Source organism: Diplocloster modestus, from assembly GCF_019042245.1.
Lineage (GTDB): Bacteria > Bacillota > Clostridia > Lachnospirales > Lachnospiraceae > Diplocloster > Diplocloster modestus.
This window is the reverse complement of the sequence record NZ_JAHQCX010000001.1, coordinates 394176-407368: the sequence shown is the minus strand read 5'-3', so window position 1 is coordinate 407368 and position 13193 is coordinate 394176. Positions and strand designations below refer to the sequence as shown.

Here is a 13193-nt window from a genome sequence, read left to right as displayed (position 1 = left end):
ATCGCCCGGATGGCAATCAAATTCAGAATAAGAAGCAGGAGAATACAGGCATGATATTAGATACAATCGCAGAAGCAACAGCCCTGCGGGTGACGCAGCAGAAAAAGCAAATACCACCGAAAGAGCTGGAGGAGGCTGCCATTCGGACAGCGAAGGCGCAGCACCACTGCTTTCCATTTGAACAGGCCTTAAGGCAGTGGGATATCAACTTTATCTGTGAGGTAAAAAAAGCTTCCCCGTCAAAAGGGATCATCGCAGAAGATTTCCCTTATGTTCAGATAGCCCGGGAATATGAGCAGGCAGGGGCGGCAGCCGTCTCCGTATTGACGGAGCCCCAGTTCTTTTTGGGAAAAGATGAATATCTGGAAGAAATCGTAAACGCGGTCAAGATACCTGTTCTCAGAAAGGATTTTACCATTGATCCGTACCAGATCTACCAGTCCAAACTCCTGGGAGCCTCTGCGGTACTGCTGATCTGTTCCCTTCTGGAACAGCCGGTTCTTAAGGAATACCTGGATATCTGTCAGCAATTAGGCCTGTCCGCTCTGGTGGAAGCCCATGACGAACAGGAAATTGAAACCGCAGCTGATGCCGGCGCCCGCATCATCGGAGTCAACAACCGGAATCTGAAGACCTTTGACGTGGATATCCAAAACAGCAGGAAGCTGCGGACTCTGGTCCCGGAATCCATTATCTTTGTGGCGGAGAGCGGGATTCGTACCGCTGACGACGTGCAGGCTTTAAGGGATGCCGGAGTCCACGCGGTACTGATCGGGGAAACCCTGATGCGAAGTCCTGACAAACAGAAGATGTTACACACGCTTCGGGGGAATGCTTATGACTAAAGTGAAAATCTGCGGACTGCGCACACCAGATGATATCGGTTATGTAAATCAATTAAAACCGGATTACGCCGGATTCGTATTCGCCCCCGGCAAACGGCAGATCAGCCTTCTGCTGGCGATCCGGATGCGGGTCAGACTGGCCCCACAGATCCAGGCGGTAGGTGTCTTTGTCAATGAGCCTTTAGAAACGGTAGCCGCACTCTGCAGGCAGAGGATCATCGATATCGTGCAGCTTCACGGGGATGAAGATGCCTCTTATATAAGCAGGCTTAAAGAAAAGACATCGGCTCCAATTATCCGGGCAGTCCGGGTTCAGAATAAAGACCAGATCCTGGAAGCGGAACAACTGCCCTGCGATTATCTTCTTCTGGATACTTTCGTGGAAGGGCAATACGGCGGCAGCGGTAAGCAGTTTGACCCTTCCCTGATTCCGGAACAGCTGCAAAAACCCTACTTTCTGGCCGGTGGGCTGGATGAGCAGAATGTATGTGATATCCTAAGCCGGTGCAGGCCCTTTGGCGTAGATGTGAGCAGCGGGGTGGAAACGGACGGCTGTAAAGATTTCGATAAGATCAGCCGGTTCCTGGCGGCAGTCAGACAGAGTACCTGAGCAGAATGCCGGGTGAGATGAAAATAGGGAATAAAGACTTTAAACCGTCTGCACTGACGGTAGAATGGAGATAGCAAATGAAAAAGGGAAGATATGGTGATTACGGCGGACAATATATTCCAGAAACGCTGATGAATGCGGTAATTGAACTGGAAACGGCTTATGAGCACTACAAAAATGATCCGGAATTTAATCAGGAACTGGATGACCTGTTGAAAAACTATGCCGGCCGGCCCTCACTTTTGTATTATGCTGAAAAGATGACGAAAGATCTGGGCGGCGCGCGAATCTATCTGAAACGGGAGGATTTAAACCATACCGGATCTCATAAGATCAACAATGTGTTAGGGCAGGTGCTTCTGGCTAAAAAAATGGGAAAAACCCGTGTGATCGCGGAGACCGGAGCCGGCCAGCATGGAGTGGCTACTGCCACCGCCGCTGCCCTGATGGGCATGGACTGTGAGATCTTCATGGGCAAGGAGGATACGGACCGGCAGGTGTTAAATGTCTACCGGATGGAACTTCTCGGTGCGAAGGTGCACGCGGTAACCAGCGGCACACAGACGTTAAAGGATGCGGTCAATGAGACCATGCGGGAATGGACCAGAAGGGTGGATGATACACTCTATGTCTTAGGTTCCGTGATGGGGCCTCATCCCTTTCCCATGATCGTTCGGGACTTCCAGTCGGTCATCGGCAGGGAGATCCGGCAGCAGCTGCTGGAACGGGAAGGCCGGCTGCCCGACGCCGTACTGGCGTGTGTGGGAGGCGGCAGCAACGCCATGGGCGCATTCTATGAGTTCATTCCCGAGACATCCGTTAGGCTCATCGGTTGTGAGGCCGCGGGTCTGGGTGTGGATACAGACCAGCACGCCGCCACCATCGCTAAGGGGACCAAGGGCATCTTCCATGGGATGAAATCCATCTTCTGTCAGGATGAGTATGGACAGATCGCTCCGGTCTATTCCATCTCGGCCGGGTTGGACTATCCCGGCATCGGTCCGGAGCACGCGATGCTGCATGAGACCGGACGGGCAGAGTATGTACCGGTCACTGATGAGGAAGCGGTGCAGGCGTTCGAATATCTTTCGAGAACCGAGGGGATCATCCCTGCGGTGGAAAGTGCCCATGCGGTGGCATATGCCAGAAAACTGGCACCGGCCATGAAACCGGAACAGATTATTGTCGTCAATCTGTCCGGACGGGGGGATAAGGATGTCGCGGCAATCGCCAGATACAGGGGGGTGCAGATCTATGAGTAGAATATCACAGGCATTTCAGAACAAAAAAGCATTCATCGCATTTATCACCGGAGGAGATCCGAATCTGGAAACCACGGAAGAGCTGATCTGTGCCATGGATCAGGCCGGGGCGGACTTGATCGAAATCGGAATTCCTTTCTCCGATCCGACCGCGGAAGGTATCGTGATCCAGGAGGCCAACGCACGGGCGCTGGCAGCCGGCTGTACTACGGACAGGCTCTTTGAGATGGCAGCCAGGGTACGGCGGCGGACACAGATCCCGCTGGTGTTTTTGACCTATATGAACCCCATCTATACCTATGGAAAAGAGCGGTTTTTCAGCCAATGCCGGGAGGCCGGGATCGACGGGGTGATTATCCCGGATCTGCCGTATGAGGAAAAGGAAGAGGTGGCCCCACTATGTGCGGAATTTGGGGTGGATCTGGTTCCACTGATCGCTCCTACTTCCAATGAACGGATCACCATGATCGCAAAGGAGGCAAAAGGGTTTATCTACTGTGTGTCCTCACTGGGGGTTACCGGTGTGCGCTCGGAGATCCGGACGGATATCGGCGCTATGGTGCGGCTGGTGAAGTCTGTTACCGATACTCCCTGTGCTGTGGGCTTCGGGATATCGACGCCGGAACAGGCGGCAAAGATGGCTGAGGTTTCAGATGGGGCCATCGTTGGAAGTGCGATTGTAAAACTGGTGGCTAAATACGGAAAGGATTGCGTTGAGGCCGTACGTGCGTATGTGCGGTCTATGAAAGAAGCTGTGATGCGGCTGGATGATTTTACAAGTTGACGCAGAGCTGCCTGCTGTGATAAGCTTAACCCGCATGAAAGAACGAACGATACGACAATATAACTGATGGAAATTGCGTATTTTCTATTAGTATCAATCACAAAAGAGAACATGGGCATCCTGCCCTTGTTCTCTTTTCTTATATGGAGGTAAAAGCTTATGATGAAAAAAATTATTTTACTGGCAGCCGCCTGCCTGACTGCTCTGACACTGGCAGCCTGCGCATCAGATCAGATTACAGATCAGGGGACTCCCCCTGCCACAGAAAAGATTCCTTCCGGAAATAATGCGGATGCCGCGGAAAATGCTGATTCCGGTGGACCTGCCAGTGCATCTGCTGGTGAATCTCCCAGCAAATCTAAATCTTTCCGGATTGCCACTGACACTACCTTCTCCCCTTTTGAATTTGAAGATGTGGATGGGAATTTTACCGGTATCGATATAGAGCTTCTTAATGCGATCTCTGAGGATCAGGGATTTACCTTTGAACTGCAGAGCCTGGGGTTTGACGCAGCAGTGACCGCCCTGGAGGCCGGACAGGCAGACGGTGTGATCGCAGGTATGAGTATCACACCGGACAGACAGGCTAAATTTGATTTTTCCGATCCGTATTTTGACTCCGGTATCGTCATGGCCACAGCTAAGGATTCATCCGTGGATTCTTATGAAAAACTGCAAGGCCAGACTGTGGCGGTAAAAAATGGAACGGAAGGCGCTGCCTACGCGGAATCCATCGCGGATACCTACGGATTCACGATAACTGTGTTTGATGACTCTGCAAGTATGTACCAGGATGTCCTGGCCGGCAGCTCGGCTGCCTGCTTTGAGGATTATCCGGTCATCGGTTACGCCATCAGCCAGGGAATGAAAATTCAGATGGTCGGTGAGAAACAGGCCGGAAACTCCTATGGGTTTGCGGTAAAAAAAGGACAGAACGAAGAGCTGCTGAATTACTTTAATCAAGGGCTCCGGAATCTGAAGGAAAATGGGATCTATCAGGAAATCCTGGACCGCTATATTGTAGAATAGATAACTGGTCTAAGCTTTACATTTTGGCTACCCTCTATCCTATATGCTCAGCTGCCTGAAGAGGCCAGATACTTCTCCAGCATATCCAGCTCGTCTGTAAAGATACAGTGTTCCAATGTTTTCTCTTCTATCCCCTGCCGTATATCCTTTATATTCATCCATACCACCCGCTCCACTTCCTCTTCCTGCAGCGAGAGCTGATCCGGTTCCAAGCTTTTTTCCAGCAGATACACCGCACTGATTTCATGATTCCGGAACGGCCTGCCATAGAATTCCCGCTCGACCCTGGACTCATACATTCCCAGAAAATGCAGATCAATTGTATCTGCATAAATCCCCAGCTCCTCACCAAGTTCCCGCACTGCTGACGAGGCATAATCATCTCCCGCCGGAATATGGCCGGCTGAAGAGATGTCATAGCAGCCCGGAAACGCGTCTTTTCCGCGCGCCCGTTTCTGCAGCAGCAGGTCAAAGCTCAGCTCTGCATGACTCTTGCCTGCGTGATTCTGGCCTGCATGACTTCGATCTGCATGCTTTCTGTAAATCCAAACATGGGATGTTCCGTGCAAATCCCCATCCCGGTGGATCAAAGTGCGCTCTCTTACTCTTCCCGTAATTGTACCATCCGGATTACGAATATCGATCAGTTCCATGGCCTGTCCGTCCAGAATGGCTTCTTTCAGCACATTGCGCTCATACCTTAGCTTCAATGAAAAGAACGGATGCCCCTCCCGAATCAGATTCAGGAAAATATGATCCCCTTCCCAGAGATTCAGCTGCTCCACATCCCGTTTTGGCACCCATTCCAAAACCCCCTCATCGCAGGAGATCATTTCCCCCTCGAACGCATCTGCGGTAAACAAACACATATATTCCGGAGGATAATCATCTGCGATAAAGGTCACGATCCCACGGAACTGATAGGATGTTAGTATCAGTCCCGTTTCTTCCTCTGCCTCACGCAGCAGACATTCTTCCGGGCTTTCCCCATGCTCAAAATGACCTCCGATCCCAATCCATTTATCCTTGTTTACATCATTTTTCTTCACGATCCGGTGCAGCATCAGATAACAGTCATCTTTTTCTATGTAGCCAAGCGTGGTCAAACAACTTTTCATAGTTTCCTCCAGTGCCGCATTTACTGCGGCTTAATTCAAGGTATGCGTTTTACGCGTTCCTCCAGTGCCGCATTTACTGTGGCTTAATTCAGGTATGACACCTGAATTCTCTAATACCAACAGTATCAGTATACCGCATTTCCATGCAAAAATAAAGCAACCATGCTCAACTCCAACATCCTATTCCATTAAAAATCACTTTTTTCTCCTCCACTTTGACAAAAAAGCTGAACTTATTATCGCAAGCATGATAGCAAGGAAATTAAGTCCCAACCAGGAACAGTGGATCCCCCCTGAGGCTGTCCGAAAACCAGGGTGCAGCCCGCCAGGCGTCCGCTCTGTACGGACGTATCCTTTGGGGCGCCCGCCAGGGAGAGCGGTGTCTGGGGGCCTCTTCCTCACATAAGGCGCCCGTGTGAAATCTTAATGAAATCGTGCCGTCCGGTTGTGGGCGAAAGACTGCGTTCCGTGCAGTCTTTCGGTGGCTGTTGAGCCGCGAATGCATCCGGCATTCGGGGTGAATCAGCCACGTACCCGCAACCGGACGGCCCGATTTCATTTAGATTTAACCGGGTAACAGCCTTAAGTGAGGAAGAGGCCCCCAGACACCGCTCTCCCTGGCGGGCGCCCCATAGGATACGTCCGTACAGAGCGGACGCCTGGCGGGCTGCGCCCTGGTTTTCGGACAGTCTCCCCTATACCGACTCCTCAAAATAAGCCAGTACCTGCTGTACATCCAGTTCCTCCGTTCCCTGATATGGAAGATCCGGGGCCAATGATGTCACATTGACATGGATACCCACGGACCTCATTTGCGCCGACCGAATGGCTTCAATTCCTGCCTGCGAATCCTCAAAGCCTATACAGGACTGCGGCTGGACGCCCAGATTCCGGCAGCAGTCTAAGAACACCTCCGGGTCGGGTTTCGTTCTAGCGATCTTACCGGCATCCGCAATGTAGTCAAAGACCGGTTTGATTCCCAGACGGGTCAACACCGTATCCGCATTGCGGCTGGCCGATGCCACTGCCAGCAAAAGCCCCCTGGTCCTGGCTTCCCTCAGAAAACCTTCGATACCGGGTAAAATATCCCTGACCGTAATATTTTTTAGGAGATTCTGGTATATCTTATTTTTTATACCGATGATCTGTTCTTTCTCCTGTTCGTTAAAACGCTGCCCTGCCTGATTGGCCTCCAGTATAATTTCCAGGGAACGTCTTCGGCTGACGCCTTTTAACTGCTCATTGGCACTGCGGTCAAAAAAAAGTCCGTGTTCATCGGCGATCTGCTTCCATGCCTGGTAATGATATTCCGCCGTATCTGTGAGCACTCCATCCAGATCGAAAATAAACGCTCTGATCATCTGACTGCTTTCTTTGCCGCTGTCTGGTATCATCGGTTCCATTCTCTTCTCCCCCCTCACATACTACATGATAAGCAGATCCATCACCGCCAGGCGTGGAATGTCTCTGATTATGGTTTTTTCCTGGACCGGAATTCCCGTGCGGGGATTCATCCGGATCCTTTCTATGGTTTCCGTATCCTGGAATACGATATATAGATCCCTGTTCTCCAGCAGCATCTGTCTGGGGTTGGCACCTGCCAGCCGGTGGTAATGGGGTATGCCCATCTTACCGGTTTCCGGATCAAGGGAACAGATGGTCAGTACATCTGCGGATCTGGTCAGCGTGTATAGAAAACGATGATCTGGACTGACAGCCACAGCTACCGGATGGGGATATTGAAAAGATGTGACCGGATCCCGATAATGTCCCAATTCCTTCTCCGGCACAGTAGGCCATTCCTGTACCGGACTATCCCCGGTGCAGGCAAGCACCTTTGGCGTGATCTCCCCAATCACATAACAGCTGGACAGCCCGTTTACCGCCACAGCATTTCTGGGGCCATATCCCTTGGGAATCCGGATCTCCCCTCGTCTGCGTATCTTCCAGTTTTCCTCATCGATCCGGAATATCGAAACCTGATCGGTTCCCCGTTCCGGAACCAAATATTCCGTCCGTTCCATACCGCAGCACAGGGAGTGGGGTGAAACCGTATCCTGGAAAAACGGGATTTCTCCCGCCCCGGTAAACGGATAGAAATCTCTGGGCCTGGTGAGATTCCCCCTATCGTCTCTCTCAAAGAGCACCAATGTGGCCGCATCGAATACCTCCCCGGTCCGGATCGAGCCGTCACGGTCAACGAACACACCACACACGGGAGTCCGGTTGGAACCATGATTCAGCACCAGTGCATAGTGTTCTGACAGCTTCAGATCCAGAGGGAACGCACCAAAGGAATTGATCTGTCCCGCCGGCATAAGTGTTCCCGTCTCCTGATCGATCCTGAACCACAGCACCCGGCCGCCGGGTTCTTCCCGATGGAACCGTGAGATTTCCAGGCAGGCATACAGCATATATTTCTCTGTATCTACCCAGAGTCCGCTGATGCTGTATTCCACGGGGACTCGCTGTATCCGCTCCCATTCCCCCTGGGCCTCCTTATATTCGTAGACACAGACAGCCGCCTCTCCCGGTTCATTGTATGTCTGTGCCCAGTTTCCTGTATAGATAAACTTTCTGCTGCTCATAGGGGCAGAGTCTCTTTTCCCAGTTCATACGCCATGAGCAGCGCCCGCTTGCAGACATCCGGTCCATACAGCAGATGGTAATGTCCGGGGCACAGAATATCCTCATGCAGTCCGGACGCTTTTTCCAGAGACTTCAGATAATCCTGTCGGGAAAAATCGGGGGCGCCCGTCCAGGCCAGCATCACTTTTATATCGTCCTCCGGCGCCGCCGGTTCGACAGCCAGGAAGTCTCCCAGGAATAATATCTTCTTATCGTGGAGGCTGGCCTCATACATCATCGATCCCCGGCTGTGTCCAGGCACGTGAAGCACTCTGATCCTTACATCCCCGAAGGAAAGCACCTGCCCGTCCTCCAGGACTTCATCTACCTTACAGGGCCTGAACTCCCTGCCAAACAGGTATCCGATACAATTCCTGTCCCCCTCCTCCATAGCCTTGGCATCACCCGGTCCGGCCAATATACGGGAGCCAAGTTCTCTGGCCCTCCAGGCGTTCCCCGCATGATCAAAATGACAGTGGGTAAACAGGGTGTGGGTGACCGGAAGCCCATCCAGTCCCCAGAATCGGAGCATCTGCTCCATTTTCTCCCACTGAAGGTCAGAGAATCCCGCATCGATCAGTATCAGCTGTCCTCCTGCCCGAATGACATAACTGTTGGAATTCGTTGCCAGCGGTACCCCGCTTAGCTGATATACATCTGTCATAATCTGCATAATCACACCGCTCTTTCTCCTACAGAGGCAGATCCCACATTCCACAGAAAGGGTCCACCGGACTCACTCCCAGGAAGGGGCTTCTGCCCATGATCTTTTCCACAACCGCTTCTCTGGTGTAGTCGGATTCACTGTAGGCATTGATGTAGGTACTGACCATGGGAATATCCATCAGCATATAAGGGCTGTTAAAGGAAATGGCCATGGTCGGTATCTCCTTCGTGTAGCAGGGTATCTCCCCGCACACGATGGACTGCCAGTTGATCCGGTATCCGGTGTGAGCGCCTATAAAATAGAGCATCAGGTCATATTTTTCCTTTAAAGGCCGGATACCGGTACCGGTCTTGCCGATTCCCGGCATCTCCTCCAGATCGATTTCGGACACCTGGAATCCCTCCGCTTCCAGGGATTCACGGAATTTCTGATACTGGGGATTGTTATCATATCGTCCGGCCTTTTCTCCTTCCAGGGGAATCAGCAGCAACCGTTTATATTTTTCTGGTGACAGCGGCAGCAGTCCGTTTACATCCTTTACCAGGGTTACGGCCTGATCCGCGCATGCTGCGGCCCATGTTCTGTGCTCTTCACAGCAGACGATCTCCTGACCAAAGTCCGCTCTTCGTTTATTGTTCTTTTCATGCAGCCGAAGCTTTGCCTTCAGAGCCAGAATTCTGGTGACAGCCTCATCCAGGCGTTCCTGTGTAATGATTCCGTCTCTGACTCCCTTTCGCATGTACTCCACATCTTCCCTGTGGTTGATGGTAAACAGGAACATATCCACTCCGGCCGCGATACAGAAGGGCACCGCCTTTTCCCGCTCCATGGAAGTCATGAAGCCCGTCATATGAGTATCATCCGACACGATCAGGCCGTTAAAGCCCAGCCTGTCCCGAAGCAGTCCCTGCAGAAGCTCTCTTGAAAGAGAAGCCGGAAGGATCTCCCGGTCTTTAAGACCTGGATTCAGGAATCTGCTGTATGCCGGGCACATAATATGAGCCGCCATGACTGCGTCTGCGCCGAAAGCAATGAGTTCCCTGTATATTTTTCCAAAGGTTTTATCCCACTCTTCAACCGTACAGCTGTTCACTGTGGCTACCTTATGCTGATCCCGGAAATCTTTCCCGTCGCCCGGAAAATGCTTGATGGTGGCGGCCAGATTATACCGATGGACACCCTCTATATACCCCTTTGCCATACGGATAATTTTATCCGGATCTGAACCGTAGGTACGGGTGTTGGTCACCGTACTCAGATAATTCTCATCAATATCCACGATCGGCGCGAAGGACCAGTTGAATCCAAGTGCCGCTCCCTCCCGGCCCGCGATGATACCCAGCTGTTCGGCACACGCATCGCTGTCGGTGGCCGCCACCTGCATCTGTGTTCCATAATAGGTCCCGTTGCTGATTCCCCCGTTTCCGCCCCGCTCGAAATTCGCGGCGATCAGAAGCGGGATGTCCGAGCGATCCTGAACAATCTGTGTGAACTTGTTTAAGTCCTCCGCTGTGTTTGGCCGGAACATGACTCCGCCGGGTTTGATCTCGCTGAAGATCACGTCGCTCTCCTCAGAGGTACAGTTCCAAAGTGTCTCGCAGAAGAGCTGCCCGATCTTCTCCTCTACCGTCATTCCCGCCAGAGTATCCATAACCCAGCGTTTCTGATCCTGATCCAGAAAAAACGGATTTTCTGTTAATGCCACCATATATTTTCGCATCTCCTTTTCCCAGATTACGCTTTGCTCTATCCGATCCGGGGTCTTTTATTTTGCAGCCGCCCAGGCATCCAGCTGGTTTTGTTTCTCTTGCATATATTCCTTCAGCCCCGCTGCATATAATGCCTCGTTCATCTCAGCGATGGATGCGTCCACATCGGATGCGAATCCCCACTCGATCATCATACGGTACTGAGCGGTAACTGAGGTTAGAGCGGTATATTCCGAAGTAACATTGGCGGAATCAAAGGCGAATCCCAGCGCTGCTGATTTGTTTGCGCTCTTATTCCAATCCATGAGGTCCGTATAAAGGGTCGCTTCATCCCCCTTCCAGACTGCGGAGAGCATAGCGTTGCCGGATTTCCATGCGGTTTTATCCGAATACCCCTGCGTATCAGGGCCATCCGTGGCGAAGCCGTCCGCATCCAGTACCCAGTTCTTTCCTTCCACTCCATAGTTGAGCAGGTTGACCAGATCCGCATCCGTGTACAGCAGATTCAGGAACTGCATGGCCATTTCAGGGTATACCGAATTCTCCGGGATGACCCAGCTCCAGTTCTGTACTTTGGAGGTATAGGAGATAGGCTCTCCCAGAACCGCCACTTCCAGTTCTCTTCCGGCGAGCAATTCATTTTCCGTCAGGGCTCCGGGCTTATATACATTCTGGTAACTGGCCACCACGCCGCTCTTCATCAGTGCCTGGCCCCCGTTTGCCTCGTCGGTGATAATATCCGGATACACATAGCCCGCATCATTCCATTCTTTCATCATTTTACAGAAATCCTTATACTCGGAAGACTCGAAGAGATTGGAGACTGTCAGCTTACTGCTGTCCATCAGCACACCCAGCTTATCCGTCAGCGGATCCTGAATCCCGTCATCACTCATATAATACCCTTCCGGTTTCACTCCGGCGTTGCAGGCCAGGTATAGATTGGGATAAGCTTCTTTTATTTTTGCAAATACAGGGGTCAGATCCTCGTATTTATGTACTGTGGACAGGTCAATCTTAAGTTCATCGATGATGGCTTTGTCAAAATAGTAAGCGGATTGGCCAGCCAGATCCCGCACCGTGGTCACACCGTATACTTCCCCGTTCACGGTAGTCCCTTCCAGGTAGTCTCCCAGTGTGGCCTTGATATCCTGCCCATACTCATCCAGCAGGCTGTCCAGTGCTTTTAGCTGGCCTTTCCCGACGGCTCCGGCGATGCCTTGGCGGAACATGCCGAACATACAGTCGACCTGCTCACTGGGCGAGGCCAGGGTCAGTGCCATCTGATCCTGAATATTGCCGTAGGTATAAGGGATAAAGGTTACGGTACAGCCCAGTTTTTCTTTCGTGATTTCATTGAGTTTCTCCGACACCGCATCGATATCGGCAGGTACTTCCAGATAGGCATAGGTGACGACCAGATTTGGCATCTCGCCCTCTTTCGTCTGGGTCTCTCCTGCGGTCTCCTCATTTGCAAAATCCCCCGCACTTTTGTTCTTAGTTTCTGCTGCCTGGCTGCCTGCACAGCCTGTGAGCGCTGTCATAGTCATTGCTGCCGCCATCAGTAAGGCCATTAATTTTCTTTTCATGTTTTTCCTCCTTAAAAATCATTGCTTTCTGGTATGTAAAGTTTCTATATGCAAGGTTTCTATATCAACCTTTTACACCGCCCATTACGATTCCCTTTACGAATCCTTTCTGCAGGAAGGGATACGCGATCAGAACCGGAAGTGTGCCCACCACCGCTATGGCCATCCGTACCGTATTGCTGGGCAGCGTGGTCATACTGGACACGGATCCGCCCATGGTGGACAACGAGGTAATACTCTTGATCATTTCATTTAACACATTCTGAATACTGTAGAGGCTTGAGTCCGTCAGATAGATCAGCCCGTTGTTCCAGTCATTCCAGTAGGAAAGCCCGATGAACAATAACAATGTGCTGACAATGGGTTTCGCAAGCGGCAGGACGATTCTGGTGAATATCCCGATTTCACTTGCTCCGTCGATCCTGGCCGATTCTATGATCTCCAGCGGAATGTTGGATTTAAAATAAGAGCGGGCCATAATCACAAAAAATGCCTTTACCATCAAATTGGGAATCACCAATGCCCATATGGTGTTCTTTATATGGAAGATGGTAGTCCACATGATATAACTGGGAACCAGTCCCCCATTGAACAGCAGGGTAAACAGTACATAGAACGAAAATACTCTTCTGCCCGGAAGATCCGGCCTGGACAGCGGGTAAGCCAGCATGAGCGTCATTGCCAGTCCCGCCAGGGTGCCAAACACTGTGACAAACAGGGATATGCCATATGCATGCAGGATCTTGCCGCCCTGCCCCAGCAGATACCGGTACGCATCCAGGCTCCATGCCTTGGGGAAGAACGAGTATCCTCTCAGCGCGATCGTGCTGTCGTCCGTAAAGGAAGAGATAATCAACAGGAGAAAGGGGATCAGGCAGCTCAGGGAACAGATCCATAAAACCGCATGTTTTAGTACACTATAAATGCCGACTTGTCTTTTCATCTTCACATC

At 51.5% G+C, this 13193-nt stretch carries 12 protein-coding genes; 5 read left to right on the top strand and 7 right to left on the bottom strand.

The window, feature by feature from the left end; genetic code table 11:
* Positions 1–50: 50 nt before the first annotated feature.
* From trpC to KTH90_RS01870, 5 genes are all read left to right on the top strand, one after another.
* Positions 51–845, top strand: a complete 795-nt coding sequence (trpC, locus tag KTH90_RS01890) for an indole-3-glycerol phosphate synthase TrpC (protein WP_238726169.1) — start codon at positions 51–53, stop codon at positions 843–845.
* A complete protein-coding gene (locus KTH90_RS01885; RefSeq protein WP_330655787.1) occupies positions 838–1455 on the top strand; it encodes a phosphoribosylanthranilate isomerase in 618 nt (205 codons plus the stop codon). Before trpC ends, KTH90_RS01885 begins: the two co-directional genes overlap by 8 nt.
* Before the next feature lie 77 nt (positions 1456–1532).
* Complete coding sequence (gene trpB, locus KTH90_RS01880; RefSeq protein WP_158352723.1) at positions 1533–2717, top strand: tryptophan synthase subunit beta; 1185 nt, start codon at positions 1533–1535, stop codon at positions 2715–2717.
* Positions 2710–3501 carry a tryptophan synthase subunit alpha gene (gene trpA, locus KTH90_RS01875; RefSeq protein WP_158352724.1) on the top strand — a complete coding sequence of 264 codons (792 nt, stop codon included), beginning with the start codon at positions 2710–2712 and terminating at the stop codon, positions 3499–3501. The genes trpB and trpA overlap by 8 nt, the downstream gene beginning before the upstream one ends.
* Positions 3502–3663: 162 nt before the next feature.
* Entirely contained in the window at positions 3664–4530 is an 867-nt protein-coding gene (locus KTH90_RS01870) for a transporter substrate-binding domain-containing protein (RefSeq protein WP_158352766.1), read from the top strand.
* A gap of 47 nt (positions 4531–4577) precedes the next feature.
* Here the strand turns inward: KTH90_RS01870 and KTH90_RS01865 are convergent, their stop codons facing one another.
* The 7 genes from KTH90_RS01865 to KTH90_RS01835 all read right to left on the bottom strand — a co-directional run bounded on the left by KTH90_RS01865 (position 4578) and on the right by KTH90_RS01835 (position 13184).
* Positions 4578–5648: an NUDIX domain-containing protein gene (locus tag KTH90_RS01865; RefSeq protein ID WP_158352725.1), complete on the bottom strand. Its 1071-nt coding sequence runs from the start codon at positions 5646–5648 to the stop codon at positions 4578–4580.
* Positions 5649–6343: 695 nt separating this feature from the next.
* Positions 6344–7051 carry a beta-phosphoglucomutase gene (gene pgmB, locus KTH90_RS01860; protein ID WP_238726167.1) on the bottom strand — a complete coding sequence of 236 codons (708 nt, stop codon included), beginning with the start codon at positions 7049–7051 and terminating at the stop codon, positions 6344–6346.
* Positions 7052–7072: 21 nt separating this feature from the next.
* Positions 7073–8236: a lactonase family protein gene (locus tag KTH90_RS01855; RefSeq protein WP_158352726.1), complete on the bottom strand. Its 1164-nt coding sequence runs from the start codon at positions 8234–8236 to the stop codon at positions 7073–7075.
* Entirely contained in the window at positions 8233–8949 is a 717-nt protein-coding gene (locus tag KTH90_RS01850; protein ID WP_238726220.1) for an MBL fold metallo-hydrolase, read from the bottom strand. Before KTH90_RS01850 ends, KTH90_RS01855 begins: the two co-directional genes overlap by 4 nt.
* A gap of 19 nt (positions 8950–8968) precedes the next feature.
* Positions 8969–10651, bottom strand: a complete 1683-nt coding sequence (locus KTH90_RS01845; protein WP_158352728.1) for a glycoside hydrolase family 3 protein — start codon at positions 10649–10651, stop codon at positions 8969–8971.
* A gap of 57 nt (positions 10652–10708) precedes the next feature.
* Positions 10709–12241, bottom strand: coding sequence for an ABC transporter substrate-binding protein (locus KTH90_RS01840; protein WP_158352729.1), 1533 nt, complete (start codon positions 12239–12241; stop codon positions 10709–10711).
* Between the two features lie 64 nt (positions 12242–12305).
* A complete protein-coding gene (locus KTH90_RS01835) occupies positions 12306–13184 on the bottom strand; it encodes a carbohydrate ABC transporter permease (RefSeq protein ID WP_158352730.1) in 879 nt (292 codons plus the stop codon).
* Between the last annotated feature and the right edge of the window lie 9 nt (positions 13185–13193).

Coding starts and splice junctions, on each gene's coding strand:
- pgmB (WP_238726167.1), bottom strand. CDS start 7,051: ATGGAACCGATGATACCAGACAGCGGCAAAGAAAGCAGTCAGATGATC.
- trpC (WP_238726169.1), top strand. CDS start 51: ATGATATTAGATACAATCGCAGAAGCAACAGCCCTGCGGGTGACGCAG.
- trpB (WP_158352723.1), top strand. CDS start 1,533: ATGAAAAAGGGAAGATATGGTGATTACGGCGGACAATATATTCCAGAA.
- KTH90_RS01870 (WP_158352766.1), top strand. CDS start 3,664: ATGAAAAAAATTATTTTACTGGCAGCCGCCTGCCTGACTGCTCTGACA.
- KTH90_RS01835 (WP_158352730.1), bottom strand. CDS start 13,184: ATGAAAAGACAAGTCGGCATTTATAGTGTACTAAAACATGCGGTTTTA.
- KTH90_RS01865 (WP_158352725.1), bottom strand. CDS start 5,648: ATGAAAAGTTGTTTGACCACGCTTGGCTACATAGAAAAAGATGACTGT.
- KTH90_RS01840 (WP_158352729.1), bottom strand. CDS start 12,241: ATGAAAAGAAAATTAATGGCCTTACTGATGGCGGCAGCAATGACTATG.
- KTH90_RS01850 (WP_238726220.1), bottom strand. CDS start 8,949: ATGCAGATTATGACAGATGTATATCAGCTAAGCGGGGTACCGCTGGCA.
- KTH90_RS01855 (WP_158352726.1), bottom strand. CDS start 8,236: ATGAGCAGCAGAAAGTTTATCTATACAGGAAACTGGGCACAGACATAC.
- trpA (WP_158352724.1), top strand. CDS start 2,710: ATGAGTAGAATATCACAGGCATTTCAGAACAAAAAAGCATTCATCGCA.
- KTH90_RS01885 (WP_330655787.1), top strand. CDS start 838: ATGACTAAAGTGAAAATCTGCGGACTGCGCACACCAGATGATATCGGT.
- KTH90_RS01845 (WP_158352728.1), bottom strand. CDS start 10,651: ATGGTGGCATTAACAGAAAATCCGTTTTTTCTGGATCAGGATCAGAAA.